Raw genomic sequence first — 26368 nt, 5'->3', positions numbered from 1 at the left:
GGGGCTTTGAGGTGAAAATAAACAAGCTAATAGAAGGTTTGGATATAATTGAAACAAATATAAAAAATTTTGATGAAGATATAAAAGATGTTGCTTATAATTCAAAAAATGTAGAAGATGGCTTTGCATTTATATGTATAAAAGGGTTTAAGACAGATGGTCATGAGTATATAGATGAGGCAATTAAAAAAGGTGCAAAGCTTATAGTTGTCGATGAATTTTTCGACACCTCAAAGTTGAAAGATAAGGTCCTCTTTATAAAAACCTCAAATACGAGGAGAGCTCTTTCGGTTATTTCTGCTAACTTTTTTGAACATCCATCAAAAAACTTTTTACTCATTGGTGTTACAGGGACAAACGGAAAGACTTCAACCACCTTTATGATAAAGTCAATCCTTGAACAAAGTGGTCATAAGGTCGGCCTTATTGGAACAGTTAAAAATATGATTGGTCAAAAGGAGATAGAAGCAAAGCACACAACACCTGAATCCTACGATTTGCAGAAACTATTCTTTGAGATGAAAAAAGAAAATGTAGACAGCGTTGTAATGGAAGTGTCATCACATTCGCTTGATCTACATCGGGTTGATTGTTGTGACTTTGATGTGGGAGTATTTACCAATCTCACCCAAGACCATCTTGATTTTCATGGGACAATGGAAAATTATTTTGCTGCTAAGTTAAAGCTCTTTAAGATGAGTAAAAAAAGAGTTGTCAATGTAGACGATGAATGGGGAAGAAAAATTGTCAGTATTTATCCGGATTCTGTCACATATGGTATAAATTTAAAAGCAGATGTTTGTGCAATGAATGTAAAGCTTTATGTGAATAAAAACCAATTTGAGCTAAGGCAATTGGATAATGATAATAAAGAGCAAGTAACGCTTAATATTCCAGGCCTCTTTTCTGTATACAATGCATTGGCAGCTGCAAGCTGTGCCTATGCGCTTGGGATAGACTTAAAAACAATAAAGATGGGCCTTGAATCTGTTAAGGCAATACCTGGTAGGTTTGAGATAGTTGAGTCAAACGACAAATTCACAATTGTAATTGACTATGCACACACGCCAGACGGGCTTTTAAATCTTATGATGACTGTGGATGAAGTTGCAAAAGGAAGAAAGGTGCTTCTTTTTGGCTGTGGAGGAGACAGGGACAGGACAAAAAGGCCGATTATGGGTGAGATAGCTGGGAAAATGGCTGATTTTGTGATTGTCACATCTGACAATCCTCGAACTGAAGATCCCATTAGAATAATTGACGATATTCTTGTGGGTTTGCAAAAGACAAATGCAGACTATGTCATCATCCCCGACAGATATGAGGCCATAAAATATGCTATCCAAAATGCAAAAGAAAACGACTTTATTGTCCTTGCTGGCAAAGGTCATGAGACTTACCAGATACTAAAAGATAGGACTATTCATTTTGATGAGAGAGAAGTTGTGAGAAGTATCTTGGAGGAACTAAAAAAATGAGTCTTTGGCTGTCAGAAATTGCAGAAACATTGCACACGAACATAGAGAATTTCAAGGGTGATGTATTAATAGAAAGCTTTTCAATTAACAGTAAAAGTATAGGCAAGAACACTCTATTTATTCCATTAAAAGGAAATAAATTTGATGGACATGATTTTATTCAAGAGGCGGTAAGACGAGGGGCTATAAGCTTTATTACACAGAAGGATGTTAAGATAGAAAAGAACTGCCCATATTTAAAAGTAGAAGATACATTAAAAGCTATGCAGATCTTGGCTAAGGTTTACAGAGAGAAAAGAAAAGACCTTATTGTAGTTGGAATTACAGGAAGTGTGGGCAAGACAACAACAAAAGAATATGTATTTAATGTGTTGAATAACAAGTTCAAATCGTATAAAAACGAAGGGAATTTTAACAACCATATAGGGCTTCCATATTCTATATTGAACATTCCTGATGACGCAAAGATGGCCATTTTAGAAATGGGCATGAGCAATTTTGGAGAAATATCTTTTCTTTCAAAAATTGCAAAGCCTAATATAGGAATAATTACCAATATAGGAGTTGCACATATTGAAAATCTTAAAACAAGATACAATATCTTTCTTGCAAAGTCTGAGATACAAGATGGTATGCCAGAGGATGGAATATTAATTGTTAACAATGACAATGATATTTTATATTCGCGCAAGCATGAACTAAAAAGAAAAGTTGTGACAGTTGGCATTGAAAATGATGCAGACTTTAGAGCCAAAGACATTCAAAAAGTAGACAATGGATTTTTCTTTGTGGTAAGTAATCACAAGTATTTTATAGAAAGCTTTAACTTTCATGATATCTACAATTCACTTTTTGCAATCGCAGTTGGCGAAATTTTGGGGATTGCAAAAGAGGCAATTGAGAAAGGGATATTGAAAAAAGGTGGGCTTAAAAGAAGATTTGAGGTAATAAAGAAAGATGGTGTGACAGTTGTAGACGATAGTTATAATGCAAGTACACATTCGATGATGTCTGCAATAGATGGTGTTTGTGGCTTTAGTGGCAAAAAGATTTTAGTGCTTGGAGATATGTTAGAGCTTGGTGAATTTTCTGAACAAGAGCATAGAAAAGTTGGTAAGTACATACTTTCAAAGCCAATTGATGTTGTCATTTGTACTGGCAAAGATGCTTTTTATATATTTGACGAGGTGAGAAAAAACAGCAGCAGTATAAAGGCTTATTATGCCTCAAAGGATGAATGCCTTAATATTCTTAAAAAAGAAATTGAAAAAGAGACGGTTGTGCTATTTAAAGCATCACGAGGTATGAAGCTGGATGAACTTGTAGATAACTTTCTCAGGGGGCTTTAGAATATGCTTGACGTTGATACAATACTTGCAATTATAATCTCATTTTTGATTGTACTAATTGTAATGCCAATTGCAATTCCATTTTTGAGGTATTTAAAGTGTGGCCAGGTAGTCCGTGACGATGGACCACAAACTCACCACAAAAAAAGTGGTACTCCAACAATGGGCGGACTTGTAATATTCTTGAGTATTTTGATAACTTCTTTCCTATTCTATAAAAAATATCCACAAATAGGAGCACCGCTTGTTTGCGCATCCGCCTTCGGACTGATTGGCTTTATTGATGATTTTATAAAAGTTGTTTTGAAAAGGTCGTTGGGGCTGCGTGCACGTGAGAAGTTAGTTTTGCAGTTTTTAATTAGCATAACATTTTTGTATATTGTAAAAAAGTATTTGGGCACTGATGTCTACATACCCATTTTGAACAGGTATGTAGATTTGAATTGGGCATATATACCCATAATGTCAATTCTCATGGTGTTTACCGTAAATGCTGTTAACCTGACAGATGGGCTTGACGGACTTGCAAGCGGGGTTACTCTTATTGTAGGTTTGTTTTTGGCGATTGTTTCAATTTTTTCAAAAAAACCAGACATGGCAATCTTCAGTGGAGCAATTGTAGGCAGCTGTATGGGGTTTTTAAGGTACAACGCACATCCTGCAATGGTGTTTATGGGAGATACAGGGTCACTGATGCTTGGAGGAGCAATTTTTTCAATTGCTGTTATGCTAAAGCAGCCCGTCTTGGTGATGATAATAGGGGGGCTTTATATCATAGAGGCTATTTCTGTCATGTTACAGGTTATGTACTATAAACTTACAAAAAGGCGAATATTCAAAATGGCACCTTTGCATCATCACTTTGAGCTTTTAGGTTGGGATGAGGCAAAGGTTGTTGTTGTATTTTGGATATTCACAATCATCTTCTGTTTAGTGGCTTTAGCAATAATACAAATATGAATTGGAGGTATTTAAAATTGGATTTGTTTGGCAAAAAGGTTCTGGTCATCGGAATGGGGAAAAGCGGAATATCATCAGCAAGGTTTTTAAAAAAACATGGCGCTTATGTTATTGCATTTGATGAGAAAAAAGAAGATGAGATGAAAAGCCAACAAAAAGAAACTATAGAAAAATTTGCAAATGAACTTTACTTTAATGATTTACCAGATGCTGTAGTAGATACATCTGACATGGTGGTTATAAGCCCTGGTGTTCCCCTTACCAAAAGATATATTACACTGGCACACAAGAGAGGAATTGAGGTAATTGGTGAAATAGAACTTGCATATAGATTTTGTAGAAGTAAAAATATAGTTGCAATCACAGGCACAAATGGGAAAACCACAACTACAACCCTTGTAGGTGAGATTTTAAAAAAAGCTTTTGACAATGTAATTGTTTGCGGCAATATTGGTTTTCCTTTTATTGACTATATTGAAAGTTCTACTGACGATGCTATCTTTGTTATAGAGATTTCAAGCTTTCAGTTGGAAACAATAAAATACTTCAAGCCGAAGGTTGCGTGTATTTTGAATATTACGCCTGACCATCTAAATAGACATATGAATATGGAAAACTATATAAAAGCAAAGATGAAAATATTTGAAAATATTGACCAAGAAGGATATTCTGTACTTAATATGGACAACAGCATAACAAGGGATTTGATAGGCTGGGCAAAAGGCACGGTAATAACATTTTCAAAAAATAAGTTAGAAACACAAAACAGCGTTTTTGTTGATGGGGATTTTATATACTATAACTTTTCAGGTAAGGCAAAGAAAGTGATGAGAAAAGATGACATATTTATGCCAGGTGAGCACAATTTAGAAAATGCTCTTGCAGCAATTGGCTGCGTTCTGCCTTTTAAAATAGAACCTTCGATCATTGAAAAAACACTCAAAGAGTTCAAAGGTGTTGAACACAGAATAGAGTTTGTGAGAGAGATAAATGGTGTTAGATTTTACAACGACTCTAAGGGCACAAATACAGATGCTTCTTCAAAAGCTTTAAATTCGTTTGAGGCGCCGATAATCTTGATTGCAGGTGGTTATGACAAGGGAGAGAGTTTTGAAAAGTTTGCAAGGCTAATTTCACAAAAGGTCAAAAAGGTATTTTTGCTTGGTCAGACAAAACAGAAAATAGCAGACCAGCTTCAAAAAATAGGATACTTAAACTTTGAGTTTGTAGAGGATTTAAAAGAGGCAGTTAAAAAGAGCTTTGAAAGTGCAAAAGAAGGTGATGTGGTGTTGCTATCACCTGCATGTGCAAGCTGGGATATGTTTGAGAGTTATGAACAAAGAGGTAGGCTTTTCAAACAATATGTAAATGAGCTTTGAGTTTGTGTATAGGATGTGAAGGATGAATGGAAAAGAGGATGATTGACTATCCACTTTTGTATGTTGCACTTTTGTTATCTCTAATTGGGGTTGTTATGATATTCAGTGCAAGCTATTACTATGCTTACTATCAGTTTAATGATAGTTATTATTTTCTCAAGAAACAATTAATTGGTCTTTTATTAGGAATAATAGTGATGTATATAACAAGCCAATTAGATTATAGAATCTTCAAAAAGTTGTCTATACTTCTTTACGTAATAGGGACAATATCACTTATATTAGTTTTAATTCCTGGTATAGGGAAACTTGTTAACAATGCACGAAGATGGATTGATATTGGGCCTGTTCAGTTCCAACCTTCAGAGCTTGCAAAGTACGCGCTTGTGATATTACTTGCGAGTTATCTTGATAATACCGCTGAAAGCAAATCGAAATTTAAGATTTTTGTTATATCCATACTCTTAAGTGGAGTTTACTTTGCGCTTATATACAAAGAACCAAATATGAGTACGTCTATCTTAATACTTGGCATTACAATGCTGATGCTCTTTGCAGCAGGGCTTAATATAAGTTATTTTGTGACAATTGGGGTTTTATCTTTGCCTGTGTTATATTATCTCACAATTAAAGAAGAATATAGGGTTGAGAGAATCCAGGCGCTTTTTAATCCCTGGGCAGATCCAACTGATAAAGGTTATCAGATAATTCAGTCACTATATGCTATTGGGTCTGGTGGACTTTTTGGGATGGGGCTTGGACAGAGCAGACAGAAGCTTTTGTACATTCCCGAACCTCATACTGATTTTATTTTCTCAATCTTATGTGAAGAGCTTGGTTTTGTAGGGGCTGTATTTGTAATAGTGTTATTTATATTATTCATCTGGCGTGGTATTGTCATTGCGCTCCATGCACGTGATAGGTTTGGAACATTGCTTGCGTTTGGTGTGACAAGTATAATTGCTACTCAAGCAATTTTAAATATTGCTGTTGTGACAGCTTCTGTCCCTGCAACAGGTGTGCCACTGCCTTTTATAACATATGGGGGTTCTTCAATACTATTTCATATGTTTGGTGTTGGTGTACTTTTGAGCATTTCAAGGAGGATTAAGGTGTTAAAATGAACAGTAGAGAAATTAGTATCATATTCAGCGGTGGTGGAACTGGTGGACACATCTATCCAGCAGTTGCTGTTGCTGACTATCTTAAAAAAAGACACAATGACTTAAATATAGTTTTTATAGGAACAAGTGAGGGGTTAGAATCAAAGATAGTTCCACAGCATGGCTACAAAATTGAATATATTCAGGCAAAAGGACTAAAAAGAAGTTTAACTGTGAAAAATGTTGATGTTTTTATAAAGTTTATAAATGGGTACAGGCAAGCCTTGCAAATACTAAAGAGGATAAAGCCAAAAGTGGTGTTTGTAACAGGTGGTTATGTGTCATTGCCTGTTGCACTCGCAGCAAGAAGGCTTAAAATAAAAACAATTCTTCATGAGCAAAATGCGTATCCAGGACTTGCTAATAAAATAATTTCAAGATTTTGTGAGAAAATCTTAATTAGCTTTGAGGAAAGTAAGAGATTTTTTAAAAACTCAAACAAAGTAGTGCTCACAGGAAATCCTATAAGGCTTGAGATATTCTCCTATGAAGAAAAAGCTGCTAAAAGCTCCTTGGGTTTGGAAGATAAAATAGTAGTTTTGGCAGTTGGTGGGAGCAGAGGGGCTGAGAATCTCAACAAGGCAGTAATTAAGCTTTCAAAAGAGTTTGAAGGATGTAAAGATGTGTATTTTATCCTCTCAACAGGTGATACAAAATATTTAGAGGCTGTGAACTTTGCTAATAGTTTAGGGGTCAAGTCAAATATAAAGATACTGCCCTATATTTCAGATATGCCAAGATATTTGGCAGCTGCAGATATTGTAATATCAAGAGCAGGTGCAATTGCAATATCTGAGATAACTGCACTGGGAAAGCCAAGCATAATTGTGCCATCGCCATATGTTGCAAACAACCATCAAGAGTACAATGCAAGGGCGCTTGAAAAAGGGGGGGCTTGTTTCGTTGTGCTTGAAAATGAACTTGAAAGTGACAAGTTAAAAAGTTTCCTTGAAAAGCTGATATATGACAAGGCTTTGTATGAAAGGATGAGTGAAAACAGCAAAAAGATGGGAAAACCTGAGGCAACTCAGAATATAGGAAAGATTTTTGAAGAGTATTTATCACTGTAACAAATATTAAAAGCAATGAATAAAATAATATGCGACACTATTGTTGGTGCTTTGCAGGGTACAAACATGCAAACACTCATTATTGAGGGGCCAACTTTTTTATATGGTGAGATTGAAATTGAGGGTGCAAAAAACGCAGCATTGCCCATTCTAACAGCTTCAATCTTAGCAGAAGGGCAAGTCATAATAAAAAATGTACCCGACATTGCTGATGTAAGACATACTATTGAGATACTTGAATATCTTGGATGCAAAACAAGGTTTGAGGACAACATTGCATATATTGATCCAACTTCAATTAAGAACTTTACAATTCCTCCACAGTATGCCAAGATGATGCGCTCAAGCATATTATTTCTTGGAGCAATCTTGAGCAAATTCAAAAAAGTGAGACTTACAAACCACCCTGGGGGTTGTGAGATAGGCCAACGTCCCATTGACCTTCATATATCTTCATTTGCCCAGCTTGGCATAGACGTTTTTGAATATGACAACACAATTGAATGCAGATGCGATTCCGTAAAAGGTGGAGAGGTGTTTTTACCAATACCCTCTGTTGGGGCTACCGAAAATATTATACTTGCTTCGGTTTTCTGTGACGGTGAGGTTATAATTAGAAATGCTGCAAAAGAACCTGAGATAGCAGACCTATGCTGCTTTTTAAACAAGCTTGGAGCAAGGATAAAAGGCGCAGGGACTCATACCATTAAGATTGAAGGCGTAAAAAGGTTAAGAAATGAAGTAGAGCATTATATTGTCATTCCTGATAGAATTGTTGCGGGGACGTATCTTTGTGCTGTTGCAACATGTGGTGGAGAAGTTTTGCTGAAGAATGTTTTGCCACGGCATTTAGACTCAATACTGCATATCCTTAAACATGCGGGATGTAAAATAAAAGAGCAAAAAGATATGATATATATCAAAAAAGACAGAAGACTAAAGGGAAATCAAAGGATTACAACACATTATTATCCGGGATTCCCAACTGACCTTCAAGCACCTGTTTGCAGTGTGTTTTCTGTGGCTGAAGGTGTGACCATAGTAAAAGAAACCATATTTGAAAGCAGGTTCAAGCATGTTCCGGAGCTTAATAAAATGGGTACGCAGATACATGTTGAAAAGGACATAGCCATTATAAATGGAGTTGAGAGGCTAAGGGGCTGTCAGGTTTTTGCTCAGGACTTAAGAGGTGGTGCAGCACTTTTTATTGCGGGGCTTTGTGCAGAGGGGAAGACAGAGATTGTAGCTGCAGAGCATATAGACAGAGGGTATGAAAGGATTGAAGATAAGTATTCAACCTTAGGTGCCAAGATTAGAAGAGGTGAATAAACTGAAATTTACAATTGCTATAAAAGGTGAGTGAAAATACCAAATGGGTAGATTTGCGAGAAAGTTTATTGTATTATTAATCTTAGTAGTACTAACTGCTATATTTGTTTTCAGGTTAGACTACTTCAATGTGAAAGAATTTAGTATACATAATTTGAAAAGAGTCAAAAAAGATGATATTATAAAAATACTACAACAATATCAAAATCAGAATATACTGAGTATAAATACAAAAGAGATTAGGCAAAAACTTCTGAAAAACCCCGAGATTGAAGATGTGAAAATCACGAGGCGTTTTCCAGATATGCTAATTTTAGAGGTTTATGAAAAAGAGACTGTAGGTCTTATAAAGTATTTAAATTCTTATATAGAAGTTGATAAAAATGGGTATGTAATAAGAATAGAAGGGGATTTACCAAAAAAGTCAATCATATTCGAAGGCCTCAAAGTGAATGAAGCTACGGTTGGCAAGAAACTTGATATAGACGATGAGCTGCTATTTGATGAGGGATTGCGAGTTGCAAATAGTTTAAAAAAGTTTGATATTTTTGGCAAATTTAATGTTGATTGTGTCACTGTCTCACTAAAAAGTGTAAACAATATTGAACTCAAAATAGACAAGCTAATAGTCAAGGTAGGTGACCTCTCAGAGATAGATTATAAGCTAAGGCTTTTAAAAAGCGTTTATGAAAAGCTTCCCAAACACATTGAAGGGACAGTAATTCTGAATTCAAACGGGATTGCTACATTCAGTCCAAACACTGAGGAGGACAATTGATTGTTATGAAAGTCAAGATAAAAAAACCAACAGGTGGACAAGTTGCAACTGCTATTTTGTTATTGATTTTAGGAATTTTAATTTCAATGCAGATAAAGAGTGTAAGACAAAGCAATGAGCTAAAAAACCTTGAAAAGGCAAGAGCAATTGAACTTGCTGAACAGATAAACCAGCTGAGAAAAGAAAATAGTAGTTTGAGGTCTCAAATCTATGAGTTGGAAAGCAAAATAAAAGAATATCAAGACTCTGCTGCAAGTATTAGCAAAACAACAGAGCTTTTAAAAGATGAACTTGACAAGGTAAAGATATTAGCAGGACTTACAGATGTTGAAGTACCTGGCATAGTGATTACACTTGATGATAGCAAACTTCCTGCAACAGCAAATGTTGACCCGAATAGTTTTCTTTTGCACGATTCAGATATACTACAGGTTATAAATGAACTAAGAGCAGCTGGTGCTGAGGCAATATCTATAAATGACCAGAGGGTGGTTAGCACAACCGAGATAAGATGTGCAGGTCCAACAATCAGCATAAACAATACTCGTTATTCTGCCCCGTACATAATAAAGGCTATTGGTGATCCTAAAATTTTGAAAAATTCACTTATGATGCGGGGTGGTATTATAGACCTTTTAAAGGAGTTTTCTATTGAGGTGAAAATTGAAGAGGCTTCAAATATTGTAATTCCGAGGTATACAGGGACTTTAAAATTCAACTACGCAAAGATAAAAAGTGAGGGAAGTTGATGAGAAGATGATTATACTTATACTTGCCCTTGCGATAGGTATCTTGATAGGTATATTTATTCCAGTAAGTATTCCACAGGATTATTCGTCATATGTAGCAGTGGGACTTCTTGCTGCACTTGATTCAATATTTGGTGCTTTAAAATCAAACTTGAAAGGTGATTTCAAAATTGACATATTCATATCTGGTTTTGTTGGCAATACATTAATTGCTATGCTTTTTGCGTATTTAGGTGACAAGCTTGGTATTCCTCTATACCAAGCAGCTGTTGTTGCATTTGGTGTTAGGATTTTTCAGAACTTTGGTGAGATGCGAAGGGTGGTTTTATTAAAAAACAAGAGTTTTGCTAAGGGGGAGAACAAGGATGATTAGTTTTGACACAGAAAAGATGACTGTTGCTCAGCTAAAAGTAATTGGTGTTGGTGGGGCGGGTAATAATGCAGTAAACAGGATGATTGATGTTGGAGTATCTGGGGTGGAATTTATTGCAGTCAACACAGACAAGCAGGCTTTGCAGCGCTCAAAAGCACATTACAAGATTCAAATAGGCGAAAAAGTAACAAAAGGACTTGGAGCAGGAGCTGACCCGGAGATTGGAAGAAAGGCAGCAGAGGAGAGCAAAGAAGAAATATCTCAGGTTTTAAAAGGTGCTGACATGGTATTTATCACAGCTGGGATGGGCGGTGGTACAGGGACAGGTGCATCCCCTGTTGTTGCTGAAATTGCAAAAGAGCTGGGTATATTGACAGTTGCAGTTGTCACAAGGCCTTTTAAAAGTGAAGGTGCAAAACGTAGAATCAATGCTGAAAAAGGAATTGAGGAGCTAAAGAAAATAGTTGATACTATAATAATTGTACCTAATGATAGGCTATTTATGCTTTCAACAAATAAGAGCTTGAAGATTTCTGATGCGTTCAGAATGGCAGATGACGTTCTAAGACAAGGTGTTCAGGGTATCTCTGATATAATCTTGAATGCGGGGCTTATCAATGTTGACTTTGCAGATGTAAAGGCTATTATGATGAACAAGGGATATGCACATATGGGTATTGGCAAGGCAAAAGGAGATGAAAAGGTTTTAAAGGCTTTAGAGCAGGCTATTAACAGCCCACTTTTGGAAACGTCAATAAAAGGTGCAAAGGGAGTATTGGTCAACTACACAGGTAACCCAGAAGAGCTTTTGCTTGATGAGATTGAAAAGGCAAACGAACTTATCTCATCTGAGGCTGATGAGAATGTCAACTTTATCATGGGAATTGTTTTCAATGAAGAGATGAAGGATGAGGTACAGGTCACTGTCATTGCAACTGGTTTTGATTCTGTGGAAGATAGTCAGCAAAATCAGCAAACCAGCAAGATTTCTTCACCAAAGACAAGTAATCTACAAAGTCTTTTCCAAGACGATGATATATTTGAGATTCCCATATTCCTAAAGAACAAAAAATAAAGCAAAAAGACCCTCTGCAAAATGTATGCAGGGGGTTTTTTTGTGGCGAAATTGCATGAAGTTTGGATAAAAATGAAAAGTGGATTCTTTTATATTTTGACAAAAACTTCGGTTGTAGAGAAGTATAATTATTACTTAGAAATACCATTTTGAAGAGAAAGATGTTTTATATCAAACATGATTATCTATGCCGATGTGTATATATTGGAGAACTTAGTTGTTAACTATTTTATTTTCCTCATAACTGCATATATCACAAGGACAAATGTTAGTAGTTTCAAGATACTTTTTACAAGCATTTTGGCTTCACTTTATTCTTTGCTACAATTTTATCCCCCCATGCAATTTTTATATTCAATATTTGGTAAGATAATTGTATCTGTAATTTTTGTTTATCTGACTTTTTGGCCCAAAAAATTTTTCATCTTTCTAAGACAGCTGCTCAGTTTTTACCTTGTTACAATAATGTTCGGTGGTATGGTATTTTTCCTTTATTATATAACAAAAAACAGCTTTGTAATTGATGTTCAGGTTAAACTTAAAAATGTACTGATAGCTCTTGGATGTTCTTTGATTGTCTTTAAACTGTCATATGAACTGATACTCAAAAGAATGTACAAAGAATCACTTATAAGATACATAAAATTCAAGATAAATGACGCAGAATACAATTGTATAGCTTATGTTGATACAGGGAATAACCTAAAAGAACCATTTTCAGGAAGACCAGTTGTAATTGTGGAGAGAAATTTGCTAAGAGAAAAAGGTAACCAAGCTGATATATCTGCCCGGAATTTAGAAGAACTTCAAAAACTACTTGGAAATAGAATTGTTCTCATTCCTTATAATTCTATTGGACAGGAACATGGAGTTTTAATTGGAGTGATACCTGATGAGTTTTACATCTCAGAGAATAGGAACACATGGACAAAAAGGGATGTGGCAATCGCTCTGTACGATAAGAAGATATCAAACAGGTATTCAGCCTTACTTGGACCTGACTTAATTTGATTTTTAAAGGAGGTTTTAGAATGAAGATGAGATTTGAATCAAAACTTTTAAATTATGTTTTGGGTCTTTTAAAAAAACTTGGTTTTCAGCTTTCTGATTCACAGATAACTGAACTATTTTATATTGGCGGATGTGAGACATTGCCGCCCCCACTTACTCCAGAGGAAGAGGCTGAGATTTTAAATAAGATTCATTATGAGGGCAGGGAAGAACTAAAAAAGGTATTGGTTGAGAGAAATTTACGACTTGTTGTCTATATTGCAAGAAAATTTGAAAATACCAAGATAAATCTTGAGGACTTAGTATCAATTGGCACAATTGGGCTTATTAAAGCTATCAATACATACAATCCTGACAAAAACATCAAGCTTGCAACGTATGCATCAAAATGTATAGAAAATGAAATTTTGATGTTTTTGAGAAGAAACTCACATAGAAAACTGGAGCTTTCAATAGACGAGCCATTAAATGTTGACTGGGACGGAAATGAGCTTTTGCTATCTGATGTTTTAGGAACAGATTCTGAAGGGGTTTACAGCAGTATTGAAAGTAGCGTCGAAAAAGAAGCACTTCTCAAAGCAATCCAAAAACTTCCAAAAAGAGAAAAGAGGATTGTAGAGCTCAGATTTGGGTTTAGTGATGAAGGTGAGAAGACGCAAAAAGAGGTTGCTGATATGCTGGGAATTTCCCAAAGTTATATCTCCCGGTTAGAAAAAAAGATCATAACAAGACTTAAAAAAGAGTTAGCAAAGATTATATAAAATACCAACTATTTTTAGAATAATTGCCTCCCTTAGAGTAAATACTAAACCTTAGTTAAGCTTTTGAAAAAAGGGGGAGGCAACAATTTGAACAAAGTAGAGATTTGTGGTGTTAACACATCCACTCTCCCTATGCTGAGTCATGAAGAGAAAATTGAGCTTCTAAAGAAAATGAAAAATGGAGACAAAGAAGCACGGAAACAATTCATAGAAGGGAATTTAAGGCTTGTTTTAAGTGTTGTTCAGAAATTTGCAAATCGTGGTGAGAATTTGGATGACTTATTTCAGGTTGGTTGCATAGGTCTTATTAAAGCTATTGACAATTTTGACCTTTCACAAAATGTCAAATTTTCAACGTATGCTGTTCCAATGATAATTGGTGAGATAAGAAGGTATTTGAGAGATAACAATGCTATGAGAATATCAAGGTCATTGAAAGACACAGCCTACAAGGCACTAAAAATAAAGGAAAGGTATATAAGCAAAAATTACAGAGAACCGACCTTAGAGGAGATAGCTAATGAGCTTTGTATTTCAAAAGAAGATTTGGTTTTTGCACTTGACTCTATACAAGAACCTATTTCACTTTATGAACCAATTTTCCAAGACAGCACTGATACAATGTATGTAGTTGACCAAGTAAGTGACCAAAAGTCATGTGAGAATTTATGGCTTGAAGAAATTTCATTAAAAGATGCATTGAGCAGGCTAACAAAACGCGAAAAAGAGATTTTATACCTAAGATATTACAAAGGGAAGACACAAATGGAGGTAGCGACTATTATTGGTATTTCACAAGCTCAAGTGTCGAGAATAGAGAAAAGTGCAATTGGGCATATTAAGAAATATATATAAGATTTTCTCTGTTGACAATTTATGCATTTAAAATTTATAATAATCTAAAACCATTAATGAGCCTTTTACCTTATTTCAAAAACAAGGTAAAAGGCTTTGTGAATTTTAAGGGGGCAATGGCAGGATGGCTTTGATTGATATGACTATTCCTGATTATTTTGATATAATAGCAGAAAAGTATGCAGAAAATCTTGCTGTAATTTATCATCATGAGAAGATATACCTTACATATAAACAGTTTAAAAAAATAGTGGAAGATGCAGCAAAAGGGTTTTTGGCAATAGGGATTCAAAAAGGTGAGCATGTTGCCGTATGGGCAACCAACAAGTTAGAATATCTTGTCTCTATTTTTGCCCTTTCAAAGATTGGAGCTGTTTTGGTCACAGTAAATACCAATTATAAAATCTATGAACTTGAATATCTGCTAAAACAGTCAGATAGTTCAACTCTCATATTTATAGAGGGCTTTAAGGATTCAAATTATTTAGAAATTATAAAAAAGTTAAATCCACAGCTTGAAAATTGTGAAAAAGGAAAACTTGAAAATCCAAACTTGCCATACTTGAAAAGACTAATTTTTATCGGAAAAGAGTCCCACAGAGGAATGTACACATGGAATGAGGTTGTAGATCTTGGTAGAAGGGTTTCAGATGCTGATCTTTATCAAAGACAAAAAAGCCTTCAGCCTGATGAGGTTATCAATATGCAATACACATCCGGCACGACAGGATTTCCAAAAGGAGTTATGCTTACACACAAAAATATTCTAAACAACGGATATGCAATTGCCGAGTGTATGAAACTCACACACAAGGATAAACTTTGTATTCCTGTTCCATTTTTCCACTGTTTTGGGCTGGTGCTGGGAATTACTGCTTGTGTTACAAAAGGTGCTACTATGGTACCTCTTGACCATTTCAATCCACTTATGGTAATGGAGACTGTCCATTATGAAAGGTGTACCGCTCTTCATGGTGTGCCTACAATGTTCATTGCAATCTTGCAGCATCCTGATTTTAACAAGTTTGATTTTTCGTCACTCAGAACAGGTATTATGGCAGGCGCACCTTGTCCTATAAAGGTTATGAGAGAAGTTGTTGAAAAGATGAATATGAAGGAAATAACAATTGCATATGGTCAGACAGAGGCATCTCCTGTGATAACTCAAACAAGGGTAGACGACCCTCTTGAGTTTAGAGTGTCAACTGTGGGTAGACCATTAGAAGGTGTTGAGGTTAAAATTGTTGATATAAACACCAAAGAAGAGGTTCCAAACGGCACAATTGGTGAAATTTGTGCAAGAGGCTACAACATTATGAAAGGGTATTATAAAATGCCTGAGGCAACAAAACAGGCAATTGACCAAGATGGGTGGCTTCACACAGGAGATTTAGGGTACATAGACCAAAATGGGTATTTGAGAATTACTGGAAGGCTTAAAGACATGATAATAAGAGGAGGGGAAAATATATACCCTCGTGAGATAGAAGAATTTTTGTATACACATCCTGCTATAAAGGATGTTCAGGTGGTTGGAGTTCCGGACAAAGTATATGGTGAGGAAATAATGGCGTTTGTGATTTTGAAAGATGGAGCCTCAGTGACTGAGGAAGAGATAAAAGAGTATGTAAGACAGAATCTGTCACGTCATAAAACGCCCAAGTATGTCATGTTTGTTGATAGCTTTCCTACAACTGCTAACGGTAAGGTTCAAAAATACAAGCTTCGAGAGATGGCAATAGAAATGTTAAATCTTCACGATGCAGCGAATATTGAAACTGCCTGAGATTTTGCAAAGTGCAGCTTGAATTTGAGCAATTTTGTATGTTAGAATTATTAAAACCTTTTTTGGAGGGAAGAAAAAAGATGCAACTTCGATATGGACTTGAAATTTCCCATAAAGGCAATCTTTCGTGGGAAGGAATTGACCTTCTTGATTTAATAGAGATGTATGGAACACCTCTTTATGTTATGAATGAGAGAATGATTAGGGAAAATATAAATAGATTCAAAAATGCATTAGAAAAATATTTTGGACAAAACGGGCTGGTAATCTATGCATCAAAGGCGTTTTGTACAAAAGCAATGTGCCAGATTGCAAAACAAGAGGGAATAGGGCTTGACGTTGTGTCAGGTGGGGAGTTGTTTACTGCTCTTTCAGTAGACTTTCCAACTGATAAGATATTTTTCCATGGAAATAATAAGACATATGGTGAACTTGAAATGGCAGTTGAAAATGGAGTAAAAATTGTAATTGACAACTTTGACGAGCTTGAGATGCTAAGTGTTATCTGCAAAACAAAATCAAAGAAAGCAAATGTTCTCATCAGGGTAAAGCCGGGAATTGAAGCACACACTCATGAATTTATCCGAACAGGTCAGATAGACTCTAAGTTTGGTGTTGCTCTTGAAAACGGCGAGGCATTTTCAATGGTAAAAAAGATTTTAGAGATGGATGAGCTAAAACTGATAGGTCTTCACTGTCATATAGGTTCTCAGATTTTTGAGACAGCACCGTTTAAGCTTGCAGCAAGGGTTATGCTTGAGTTTATATTAAAAATAAAGAGAGAGCTTAATTATGAAATAGATATTTTAGATTTAGGTGGTGGATTTGGAATTAAATATACTGCTTTTGACCAGCCACCTCAAATAGAAAAATTTATAGAGGCTATATCTGAAGAAATAGAAGAGTTTTGCCAGCAAAAAGGGCTCAAAAAACCTTTTATAGTCTTAGAGCCAGGTCGTTCAATTGTAGGTGAGGCAGGAATTACTCTTTATACAATTGGAAGCATAAAAGAAATTCCTAATGTGAGAAACTATGCATCTGTTGACGGTGGGATGACAGACAATCCACGCTATGCTCTTTACCAGGCAAAGTATGATGCATATGTTGTTGAAAATCCAATTGGCGAAAAAGTAAAGGTGTACACAATTGCAGGAAGGTGTTGTGAGTCAGGAGACATTTTAATAAAAGACATTAAATTACCAGAACTCAAAACTGGTCAGCATCTTGCTATTTTGGCGACAGGGGCATATAATTATTCTATGTCGAGCAATTACAACAGGTTCCCACGCCCTGCAGTTGTACTTTTAAAAGACAGTCAGGTTAGAGTAATTGTAAAGCGAGAGACTTATGAGGATATAGTCAGAAATGATTTGGAAATATAAATAAACTTTTTGGAGAGGTATATTATGATTTTGCCAAATATTTTAACTGTGCTACTTCGAATTCCTGGGCTTTTGTTTGCAATCTCTGTCCACGAGGCAGCTCATGGATATGTTGCTTATTTGCAAGGAGATGATCTTCCAAAAAGGCAGGGAAGAATTACGTTAAATCCGCTGCCGCATATTGATATTTTTGGAATAATTGCTTTGATGTTATTTGGTTTTGGGTGGGCAAAACCTGTTGTCACTGACCCAAGAAACTACAAAAATCCAAAGGTTGGAATGGGGCTTACAGCTTTAGCAGGGCCTGTTGCAAATATTCTCTCAGCAATTGTATTTGCTATAGTATTGAAGTATATTGACAAGTACAACCTTGTTTCAAATAGATATGTTTTGATTATGCTGCAACAAACGTATTTAATCAATGTATATCTTGCTATATTCAATCTTTTGCCAATACCACCACTTGACGGGTCTAAGATCTTGTTTATATTTGCACCCGCAAAATATATAGAATTCTACTATAGATTCGAATTAATTGGACAGATAATACTCATTGCATGTATATTTTTTGCACCGTATTTGCTTTCATTTGTCTTACAGCCAATTGCTTATTTTGTCTTTACTTTTATTGATTTTATCTTAAAGCTATTTCCTTAAATTTCTTTTCAAACATCAAAAGATGGGAGAAGGAGAGAATGAAGAGAGTTTTGTCAGGCACAAGGCCAACAGGCATTTTACACTTAGGAAACTACTTTGGGGCGATAGAGAGCTGGGTAAAACTCCAAGACCAATATGAATGTTACTTTTTTGTTGCTGATTGGCATGCACTTACAACAGGGTATGAGGACACTACTAATTTAAGAGAGTACACAAAACAGGTGGTTATAGACCTTTTGGCAAGCGGGCTTGACCCTAACAAGTGTACAATATTTGTTCAGTCGCATGTGCCAGAACATGTTGAGCTACATCTTTTATTTTCCATGATAACGCCACTTTCTTGGCTCTACCGCTGCCCAACTTATAAAGACCAAATGAGAGAGTTGAAAGAAAAGAATATTGCTACCTATGGTTTTTTAGGGTATCCTTGTTTGCAGGCAGCAGACATATTGATATACAAAGCTGAACTTGTTCCAGTTGGAGAAGACCAGCTTCCACACTTAGAGCTCACGAGAGAAATTGCAAGAAGATTTAATTACTTGTATGGACAAATATTTCCAGAACCGCAACCAATTCTAAATACTGTTAAAGTTTTGATTGGCACAGATGGGCGAAAGATGAGTAAAAGTTATGGCAATACAATTGCGCTGTCTGAAGATTTAGAGAGTGTACGCAAAAAAGTAATGAACATGGTTACAGACCCAGCAAGAATTCGAAAGAATGACCCAGGACATCCAGAAGTTTGTACAGTATTTGCTTACCATAAGATATTTAGCGAAGATACTGTTGATGAAATAGAGATAAACTGCAGAGAAGGTAAAATTGGTTGTGTAGAGTGCAAAAAGAAGCTATTTGATAATCTTTCTAAGTTCTTAGAGCCAATTCAAAGCAAAAGAAAGAAACTTGAAAATGATATTGATTATGTCCTTGGTGTAATTGAGGAAGGTGCAAAAAAAGCTCGAGCAATTGCTTCCCAGACATTAAAAGAAGCAAAGGATAGGGCAGGACTGTTATGAATTTTGAGGTGAAGCTTCCTAATTTTGAAGGACCGCTTGACCTTTTGCTTTATCTTATAAAGAAAGAAAAGATAAACATCTATGATATTCCAATTGCTGAGATTACTAATCAGTATCTAATGTATATAAACCATTTAGACACAATAAATGTAGATTCTATATCTGAATTTTTAGTTATGGCAGCAACACTTTTGGAGATTAAATCAAAAATGCTTTTGCCAAAGCTACAAGAGGAAGAAGAAGACCCGCGGCAAGAACTTGTTGAAAGGTTGAGAGAGTATCAAAAGTACAAAGAGGTTGCAATTTACTTGAAAGAAAATCATCCATATAGAGAAAGCTACAAAAGAGCATTTGAACTTAGAAATTTTGAGAGCAATTTCGTGGTAAAGGTTGATGTGAATAAACTCATTGAAACATACAGGAATATTTTATCAAAAAAAGAAACTACTTCTTCTGACAATGACAAAAGACTCCAAGAAATTACCAAAAAGCAAACAATTTCTATTTTGAAAGTGATAAAACAGGTTTTAGAGTATATAAAACAAAAAGGGGTTGCTTATTTTAGTCACCTTATAAAGGGGATTTCGAAAGATGAGATAGTATACAGATTTTTGGCCATTTTGGAACTATGTAAATTGGGACATATTTCTTTGCATCAGCAAAAGGTATTTGATGATATTAAAATCACAAAAAGGTAGAGAGGCTCAAAATAAAACATGGATAAGACAGCTGTAAAATCAGTTTTAGAAAGCATATTATTTTTGAGTGCAGAGCCCATTGAAATAGCCAAAATTGCAAAGATTTTGGATATTTCAGAGAGGGAAGTAGAAGATTGCATTGAAGAGCTAAAAAAAGAATACAAGAACCAGAAAAGAGGCTTTATAGTTATAAAAGAAGAAAAAGGGTATACTTTAGTTACGAATCCTGAAAACTCAAAGTATATAAAAGAATATTTTGATTTTGAGCAAAAACAATCTTCACTTTCGCAGGCAGCGTATGAGGTGCTATCAATAATTGCATTAAATGGTCCAATAACAAGGCAGGAGATAGAAAAGATAAGAGGTGTTAGTAGCGACAATGTTATAAAGAGCCTTCTTGAAAAGGGGCTTATAAAAGAAGCAGGGAAGCTTGATACAATAGGAAAACCCACTTTGTATGAAGTGACAGAGCTTTTTTATTACTCTCTCGGTATACAAAATCTTGAGGAGTTAAAAGAAAAGATTATGCAAAGAGAGGATACATCAATTTGATGTATCCTCTTTTTATTTTGTGGAAATAATTTTTAATAAAATCTGAGAAAAGGAAGAAATTTATGAGAACTTGAGATGGTATTGTTAACCTTAATTTTATTGACTTTCGTATATCTCAGCTTTCCTAAGGTATTTAAGATTGAGGTAGAGCTTAAAGACTTTTTAGTAGTCAATATAAAGCTTAAAATTATTTGGTTTTATGTAAAAATCTTTCATTATGAATTTCCGAACAAAACCGATTTCAGGAAAGTTCCACCAGTTAAAAAGAAAGAGACAAAAAGAGTCAAACTTAAGGCATCTTTCAAAAGTTTCTATAAATTATTCAAGATTTTTTTGTCAGTCTCAATTATAAAGATAGAAAAAATAGTTACATGGGTATATTGCACAGACATTTTTGTTTTGAGTATTTTAAGTGGAATTATATATTCTATCTGGGGAATATTATTATCATGTGGAGAAAAGGTGAAGATTGATTATAAAGGTTTTACTGAAGGCAATTTTGCGGATAGCTATTTCAAAATTAACTTGAAACTCAAAATTTTTCCAGTGAAAATTTTGATTAATTCAAAAGCAATAGTAAAAAATTTAAGGGGTGTTTTGAACTATGACACATCCAATTGAGATGTTAATGCAGACAACTATGGAAAACTTAAAACAGATGATTGACGTAAACACAATTGTAGGCGATGCTGTTCAAAGTTCTGGTGGTGCTGTTATTATACCAGTTTCCAAAGTGTCTTTTGGATTTATAGCAGGCGGTGGTGACATAAAGCAAGATAGTAACAAGGGTAACAAAGCAGAGGACAACACTCCCCTTTTTGCAGGTGGAACTGGTGCTGGAATTTCTGTGATGCCAATTGCCTTTTTAGTTGTGACACAGGACCAAATAAGACTTTTAAATGTATCAGCAAATAACAGCGTGGAGAGAATTATTGACATCATCCCATCTATTATTGAAGATATAAAGGATATTATTCAGAGAAGATGATAGCAAAAGCTTGCTATCATCTTTTTTTGTTCCGCAGAATAAAAATTAAACAGAAAAAAATAAAGAATAAAAAGGGGTGTTTGGAAAATGAAAAGGAAAAAATTTACAAAGGATACCTCAAGTTCAAAAAACAATTTATTGGTTGTAAAACTTTTTGTAGTTTTAGCTGTAATAATATTTATAGTGGCTTTCAGATACCAATATCTTAAATTTGAAAACTTTAACATTGAAGAGCTTAAAAAATACTATACGTCCGATGAAAAGGTGTATAAATATATAGAAGATTTTGTCAGAGATTTTTTAAAAATAAAAGGTGCAACTGTCAATGTTTACAAAGACAGTTCAATTAAAAAGGAAGATTCAAATACTTTTTTATATCCAGCAGATGGTCAGATAGAATTTTCACAAGATGGAGGATACTTTATAGTTGTGACAAAAACGACAAATGTAATTTCTCCATGTAGCGGCACAGTCATAAGTATCAAAAACAAAGCTGGCAGGTTTGATACAGCAATCCAAGATGAGAAAAAGGTCTTATACATACTAGAAAATTTAGATATTTTAAGTGTACAAAAAGGCAAAATAGTAAAAAAAGGCGAAGTAATTGGTCAAAAAAAGCCTTTTGAGCTTTCAGAGAAAGATTTTATATATTTTAAAAGGAAAGAGGCTATGTAGTTTATTTATTTTTTACAAATGACTTGTTAAGTCAAGATATGTTATACTAAATTTAGACAAAAGTCGACAAAGGATTAAGTTTAAAATAGAGGATGTGGCAAAGTGGAATTGAGAATTAAAATACTTATTGTTACTATTTTGGTGGCATTTTTACCAACTTCGATTGTAGCAGCATATGTAATGACAAATATAATACCCCAGTATGAGAAGATTACGTATAACTATTTTGTAACTCAACAAGAAAAATCATTAGAAAGAATTAAAGCAAAGGTTTTCGAAGACATGACGAACTTTTCTAAAGAATACGCTATATGGAATGAGATTTATGAAGCAGTTTTGATGGGTAAATTAAGTACAATTGAATTTTACTGGACAAATTGGTTATATCAAAAACCATATGATTTTTCAATTATTGTAGGTTTTGATAAGCAAGGAAAGATTATTTGCTCATATTCTAAGTATCAGTCGATTAAAGATATAAATATTAACAAGTTATCTAAAATTGTACAAAAGACAATAAGTAAACAATACATTATTTATAAAGAGGTTAGTTTAATACCTGTAGAAAAAGGGTTTATAAAATTTAATGATAAAATTTATGCATTCGTTTGCTGCCCGGTTTTAGATGACAAAAATCTTAGTCGGCCAGTTATAGGTGCTCTTTTTTTAGCAAAGGATATAAAAAATTTTGTTTCTTTGATTCAGCCCTATGTTGTAAATAATGTGTATTTTCAACCTAAGGAATCTTCAACTCGGCCAAGTAGATTACTCAGAAATGAAATTACTATAACTGATATAGACAATAACATCTTAGGTAGTATAGTTTTAGACTATGACGAAAAGCCTCTTGTTTTGGTAAAGAAGCATTTTGAAAACCTTTTAATAGCTATGTTTGTGATTTTAACAATCCTAACCTTATTGATCTCATTTATAAGTGGAATGTATTTGACAAATAGAATACTCAAGCTTGAGGACTATGCGATAGGCCTTTTTTCAAGGATAAATGGTGAAGCTACTCTTCCAAAACCAAATGTAAAAAAAGAAGGTAAGTTTGAAAATGTTGAGACAATTCTCACTTATTTTTCGAATGAGATAAAGAGCAAGATTTCGCTTTTGAAAACTCAAGATGACCTTTTGAGAGAGCTTTTTGAAAAGGAGAAGAGAAATTTTGAAGGAGCAATTAAACTACTTATATCTATAATAGAGATGAAAGACCCATATACTAAAGGACATGCTGAAAGAGTAATGCAATATAGTAAAAAGATTGGACAAAAGCTTGTCAATCAAAAGGGGTATAAAATAAATTTATTTGATTTAGAGATAGCCGCATATCTGCATGACATTGGTAAGATTGTAGTGCCAGAAAATATTCTCAACAAAAGAGGAAGACTCACTGATGAAGAATATTCTATTGTCAAAAGACATTCCTTAGATGGATATAACATTCTTTCAAATATTGAATACTTTGATAGTATAAAGGATATTGTTCTGTATCACCATGAGAACATAGACGGAACAGGATATCCGCTTGGTATAAGTGGAGATAAGATTCCAGTGGAATCAAGGATAATAGCGATTGCAGATGTGTTTGATGCACTTACAACTGACAGACCTTACAGAAAAGCATTCTCTGAAGAAGAAGCACTGATTATGATGAAAAATGATGTGGGAAGGAAGTTTGATCCAGAGATTTTTGAGGTGTTTTTAGAGGTTTTAGCAGAGGAAAAAATTTCAAATGTTGAGATGAAGATAGATGGACAAGTATAAACTTAAGATATTGCTTGAGTCTGACGAAGGACCAAAACTTGATTTCAAAAGTACTCTTTCCTTAGAGACAGAAGGTGAAAAAAAAGAGCTTGTTAAAGATGTAATTGCTATTGCGAATTCAAGAGGTGGCAGAGGTTATATCATATTTGGTGTTGAAGACAAGACGAAGAGAATTTTTGGAATAAAGAATGAAAATTTAACAGAAGAAAAAATTCAGCAGATAATCTCAAGTAGGTGTGATCCACCCGTCTCAATCAAGTTTGAGATTGTGGAATACGAAGGAAAGAAGTTAGGAATACTTACAATCTACAAAAGTAGTTTACGTCCTCACCAAATGGTGCAAAACGGAGTATTCTATATTAGGCGCGGTTCTACTACAGATGTTGCAAAACGGGAAGAGATTGCTTCTATGTTTGAAGAAAGTGGTATTGTCAACTTTGAGATGTCAATTATAAGAAATGCAAGAATTTCTGACCTTGACTCAGAGCTGATAAGTTTGTTTTTTAGGAAAAGTGGGATTGCTTCCGAGTGGGACAATACAATTCTGCTTGAAAGCTTTGGGATTATTCAACGAGACAGAGAAAATGGAAATTTCTACCCTACTATAGCAGGAATGCTTGTATTTGGCAAGTGCCCAGAGCGTTTTATACCTTCTGCTTATTTGAGTTTTGAATTTTTTGACCACAATCAAATTATTTGTGGTAACATATATAGTATAATAAATACAGTTATAAATGAGCTGACACAAATGTACCCACAAAAAGATTTATGGGCATTGTTTGAAGCTATTGCAAATGCGCTTGTGCATAGAGACTATTATGATTTAACAAGGTCTACTGTAGTAAAGATTGGTGAAAAGTTTATTGAAGTTGCAAATCCTGGATGTCTTTTGGAAGGGAATATGATTTATAACATGGGAAGAGAGATTATACCGCGAAGGCGAAATCCGTGGATTTATCAAAAGATGATCATTTTGGACGAACATAATCTGTTTTTAAAGGGTGGTAAAGGAATAGGGAGAATCAAAAAGACATATCCCACCGCAAAGATAATAAATATAAACTCTCAAAATACCTTTAAAATTATTTTGCCGCCAATAGATAAATTGTAAAGAGGAGTATGTATTGAAATGGTCAAAGGGAAGGTTATAAATTTGCATCCTACATCATCAAGGTTTTTTAAAATAGGGATTAAACATTATGAAAGAGGCGAGATAGAGCTTGCCATTGAGAGATTAAAAAGAGCGCTTGAGCTTGACAGCAAAAACATAGAGATAAAGTTCAACTTAGCAGGGCTATTGGCTCAGATTGGGGATTTTGAAAGTTCGAATAAACTCTTGACTGAACTTACCACCGATAACCCTGAGTTTTACGACTCGCTATTTGGGCTTGGTTGTAATTTCTTTGAGATGGGGAAACTGAGGGAGGCAAAACATTTTTTAAGAAGGTATCTCAAGCTTAGCAATAACACTGAGTTTAAAGAAGCTGCGGAAGACCTTCTTGACTTTATTGAGACCCAGCAGGAATTTGAAAGAGAACAAAAAGAGATGGAAAAACTGACAAAGCTGTTGGAAAGGGGTAACTTTCTTTTAGAAAATGGTCGGTATGAAGATGCTGTAAAGTATTTTAAGATGATATTGGCAAAGGACGATACAATCTTTGCTGCAAGGAACAATTTGTCGCTTGCTTATTTTTATATGGGAGAGATTGAAAAGGCTATTCACGAGGCAAAAAAGGTTTTAGAGATTGATAAGTACAATGTATATGCAAACTGCAATTTGGCGTTTTTTTATAGTACAATTGGCAAGACAAAAGAACTCAAAAAACAGCTAAAAACAATTTTAGAGCTGAAAACATACGACCATAAAGACAAGATTAAGGTTTTAGACACGTTAATAAAATTAAACCAACATGCTGCAATTGTAGACAGGGCAGGTGAGCTTTTTGAAATTACAAAAGAGCCCTATTTTAAACATATCCAAGCTATCAGTTTGTATAATACAAGACAGTATATAAAAGCTAAAAAGATATGGAAAGACCTTAAAAAGAATTATAATATGCCTGAGATAAAGATTGATTATTTTCTGAAAAAAGTTGATGATGTAATGAAAACATTTAAAAAAGACACAATAGACTATTTTGAAACAGGTTTTGGAAATCTTTCAAAGTTAGAAGAGAAAGAGTTTAGAAGCCAACTTCAAAAACACATTGACATGTATTTTTCTCAAACATTTGAGGAAAATGCAAAGAGGATAATGGATATTATAGCTGAAAATGTAAAGCTCAACAATGAAGACAAAGATGGTATTTCTCAGCTTCTTAATACTCTTCCACTTGAGAAGCAAGGGCTAAACTTTACTGCAATTGCAGCAATTGTTTATTACGTGTATAAGAAGTATCTTCTTGGGCAAAAGGTAAAGCAAAAAGATGTGGCTGAACGTTTTGGTATTTCTCAAGCTGTATTTTCAAAATGGTTTAGAGAATTCAAAGGACTTTTATTGGGAGAAGACGTATAAGG

26 protein-coding genes are annotated in these 26368 nt (G+C 34.6%); all 26 read left to right on the top strand.

All coding sequences use genetic code 11. From position 1 onward, the window contains the following. The first annotated feature begins 11 nt into the window (after nucleotides 1–11). The 26 genes from ELD05_RS10290 to ELD05_RS10165 all read left to right on the top strand — a co-directional run bounded on the left by ELD05_RS10290 (nucleotide 12) and on the right by ELD05_RS10165 (nucleotide 26366). On the top strand, nucleotides 12–1478 hold the full coding sequence (locus tag ELD05_RS10290) for a UDP-N-acetylmuramoyl-L-alanyl-D-glutamate--2,6-diaminopimelate ligase (protein ID WP_127352361.1): 1467 nt from the start codon (nucleotides 12–14) through the stop codon (nucleotides 1476–1478). After that, nucleotides 1475–2827: a UDP-N-acetylmuramoyl-tripeptide--D-alanyl-D-alanine ligase gene (locus tag ELD05_RS10285; RefSeq protein ID WP_127352360.1), complete on the top strand. Its 1353-nt coding sequence runs from the start codon at nucleotides 1475–1477 to the stop codon at nucleotides 2825–2827. The genes ELD05_RS10290 and ELD05_RS10285 overlap by 4 nt, the downstream gene beginning before the upstream one ends. A gap of 3 nt (nucleotides 2828–2830) precedes the next feature. Next, nucleotides 2831–3787 (top strand): phospho-N-acetylmuramoyl-pentapeptide-transferase, encoded by a 957-nt coding sequence (mraY, locus tag ELD05_RS10280; protein WP_127352359.1) that lies wholly within the window; start codon nucleotides 2831–2833, stop codon nucleotides 3785–3787. Between the two features lie 17 nt (nucleotides 3788–3804). Next, complete coding sequence (gene murD / locus ELD05_RS10275) at nucleotides 3805–5166, top strand: UDP-N-acetylmuramoyl-L-alanine--D-glutamate ligase (RefSeq protein WP_127352358.1); 1362 nt, start codon at nucleotides 3805–3807, stop codon at nucleotides 5164–5166. A gap of 38 nt (nucleotides 5167–5204) precedes the next feature. After that, on the top strand, nucleotides 5205–6290 hold the full coding sequence (gene ftsW, locus ELD05_RS10270) for a putative lipid II flippase FtsW (protein ID WP_127352967.1): 1086 nt from the start codon (nucleotides 5205–5207) through the stop codon (nucleotides 6288–6290). Then, nucleotides 6287–7399: an undecaprenyldiphospho-muramoylpentapeptide beta-N-acetylglucosaminyltransferase gene (gene murG / locus ELD05_RS10265; protein WP_127352357.1), complete on the top strand. Its 1113-nt coding sequence runs from the start codon at nucleotides 6287–6289 to the stop codon at nucleotides 7397–7399. The genes ftsW and murG overlap by 4 nt, the downstream gene beginning before the upstream one ends. Nucleotides 7400–7465: 66 nt before the next feature. Next, nucleotides 7466–8728 (top strand): UDP-N-acetylglucosamine 1-carboxyvinyltransferase, encoded by a 1263-nt coding sequence (murA, locus tag ELD05_RS10260; RefSeq protein WP_127352966.1) that lies wholly within the window; start codon nucleotides 7466–7468, stop codon nucleotides 8726–8728. Nucleotides 8729–8771: 43 nt separating this feature from the next. Further along, nucleotides 8772–9506 carry a cell division protein FtsQ/DivIB gene (locus tag ELD05_RS10255; RefSeq protein WP_127352356.1) on the top strand — a complete coding sequence of 245 codons (735 nt, stop codon included), beginning with the start codon at nucleotides 8772–8774 and terminating at the stop codon, nucleotides 9504–9506. Between the two features lie 5 nt (nucleotides 9507–9511). After that, nucleotides 9512–10255 carry a DUF881 domain-containing protein gene (locus ELD05_RS10250; protein ID WP_127352355.1) on the top strand — a complete coding sequence of 248 codons (744 nt, stop codon included), beginning with the start codon at nucleotides 9512–9514 and terminating at the stop codon, nucleotides 10253–10255. 7 nt (nucleotides 10256–10262) lie between these two features. Beyond that, entirely contained in the window at nucleotides 10263–10628 is a 366-nt protein-coding gene (locus tag ELD05_RS10245) for a small basic family protein (RefSeq protein ID WP_127352354.1), read from the top strand. Further along, a complete protein-coding gene (gene ftsZ, locus ELD05_RS10240) occupies nucleotides 10621–11703 on the top strand; it encodes a cell division protein FtsZ (RefSeq protein ID WP_127352353.1) in 1083 nt (360 codons plus the stop codon). Before ELD05_RS10245 ends, ftsZ begins: the two co-directional genes overlap by 8 nt. Before the next feature lie 177 nt (nucleotides 11704–11880). Next, on the top strand, nucleotides 11881–12714 hold the full coding sequence (locus ELD05_RS10235) for a sigma-E processing peptidase SpoIIGA (RefSeq protein ID WP_127352352.1): 834 nt from the start codon (nucleotides 11881–11883) through the stop codon (nucleotides 12712–12714). A gap of 26 nt (nucleotides 12715–12740) precedes the next feature. After that, nucleotides 12741–13475, top strand: coding sequence for an RNA polymerase sporulation sigma factor SigE (gene sigE, locus ELD05_RS10230; RefSeq protein WP_127352965.1), 735 nt, complete (start codon nucleotides 12741–12743; stop codon nucleotides 13473–13475). 87 nt (nucleotides 13476–13562) lie between these two features. Beyond that, nucleotides 13563–14330: an RNA polymerase sporulation sigma factor SigG gene (gene sigG, locus ELD05_RS10225; RefSeq protein WP_127352351.1), complete on the top strand. Its 768-nt coding sequence runs from the start codon at nucleotides 13563–13565 to the stop codon at nucleotides 14328–14330. 124 nt (nucleotides 14331–14454) lie between these two features. Continuing rightward, entirely contained in the window at nucleotides 14455–16116 is a 1662-nt protein-coding gene (locus ELD05_RS10220) for an AMP-binding protein (protein WP_127352350.1), read from the top strand. An 80-nt stretch (nucleotides 16117–16196) separates the two neighbouring features. Next, on the top strand, nucleotides 16197–17498 hold the full coding sequence (lysA, locus tag ELD05_RS10215) for a diaminopimelate decarboxylase (RefSeq protein WP_127352349.1): 1302 nt from the start codon (nucleotides 16197–16199) through the stop codon (nucleotides 17496–17498). A 24-nt stretch (nucleotides 17499–17522) separates the two neighbouring features. Beyond that, nucleotides 17523–18155 carry a site-2 protease family protein gene (locus tag ELD05_RS10210; RefSeq protein ID WP_206516879.1) on the top strand — a complete coding sequence of 211 codons (633 nt, stop codon included), beginning with the start codon at nucleotides 17523–17525 and terminating at the stop codon, nucleotides 18153–18155. 38 nt (nucleotides 18156–18193) lie between these two features. Beyond that, complete coding sequence (gene trpS / locus ELD05_RS10205) at nucleotides 18194–19171, top strand: tryptophan--tRNA ligase (RefSeq protein WP_011916497.1); 978 nt, start codon at nucleotides 18194–18196, stop codon at nucleotides 19169–19171. Next, nucleotides 19168–19869 carry a segregation and condensation protein A gene (locus ELD05_RS10200; RefSeq protein WP_039765272.1) on the top strand — a complete coding sequence of 234 codons (702 nt, stop codon included), beginning with the start codon at nucleotides 19168–19170 and terminating at the stop codon, nucleotides 19867–19869. The genes trpS and ELD05_RS10200 overlap by 4 nt, the downstream gene beginning before the upstream one ends. An 18-nt stretch (nucleotides 19870–19887) precedes the next feature. After that, nucleotides 19888–20421: an SMC-Scp complex subunit ScpB gene (gene scpB, locus ELD05_RS10195; protein ID WP_127352348.1), complete on the top strand. Its 534-nt coding sequence runs from the start codon at nucleotides 19888–19890 to the stop codon at nucleotides 20419–20421. A gap of 75 nt (nucleotides 20422–20496) precedes the next feature. Next, complete coding sequence (locus ELD05_RS10190; protein ID WP_011916500.1) at nucleotides 20497–21042, top strand: hypothetical protein; 546 nt, start codon at nucleotides 20497–20499, stop codon at nucleotides 21040–21042. Then, nucleotides 21026–21409, top strand: coding sequence for a GerW family sporulation protein (ytfJ, locus tag ELD05_RS10185; protein ID WP_039765266.1), 384 nt, complete (start codon nucleotides 21026–21028; stop codon nucleotides 21407–21409). Before ELD05_RS10190 ends, ytfJ begins: the two co-directional genes overlap by 17 nt. An 87-nt stretch (nucleotides 21410–21496) precedes the next feature. Continuing rightward, a complete protein-coding gene (locus ELD05_RS10180) occupies nucleotides 21497–22084 on the top strand; it encodes a peptidoglycan DD-metalloendopeptidase family protein (RefSeq protein ID WP_127352347.1) in 588 nt (195 codons plus the stop codon). A 102-nt stretch (nucleotides 22085–22186) separates the two neighbouring features. Next, nucleotides 22187–23851, top strand: a complete 1665-nt coding sequence (locus tag ELD05_RS10175; RefSeq protein WP_127352346.1) for an HD domain-containing phosphohydrolase — start codon at nucleotides 22187–22189, stop codon at nucleotides 23849–23851. Next, complete coding sequence (locus ELD05_RS10170; protein WP_127352345.1) at nucleotides 23838–24962, top strand: RNA-binding domain-containing protein; 1125 nt, start codon at nucleotides 23838–23840, stop codon at nucleotides 24960–24962. The genes ELD05_RS10175 and ELD05_RS10170 overlap by 14 nt, the downstream gene beginning before the upstream one ends. 18 nt (nucleotides 24963–24980) lie before the next feature. Then, the gene (locus ELD05_RS10165) at nucleotides 24981–26366 is read left to right on the top strand and encodes a tetratricopeptide repeat protein (RefSeq protein WP_127352344.1); all 1386 of its coding nucleotides are present in this window, start codon (nucleotides 24981–24983) and stop codon (nucleotides 26364–26366) included. The last annotated feature ends 2 nt before the right edge of the window (nucleotides 26367–26368 follow it).

It is taken from the genome of Caldicellulosiruptor changbaiensis (assembly GCF_003999255.1).
Taxonomy (GTDB): domain Bacteria; phylum Bacillota; class Thermoanaerobacteria; order Caldicellulosiruptorales; family Caldicellulosiruptoraceae; genus Caldicellulosiruptor; species Caldicellulosiruptor changbaiensis.
This window is presented reverse-complemented; position numbering and strand designations above follow the sequence as displayed.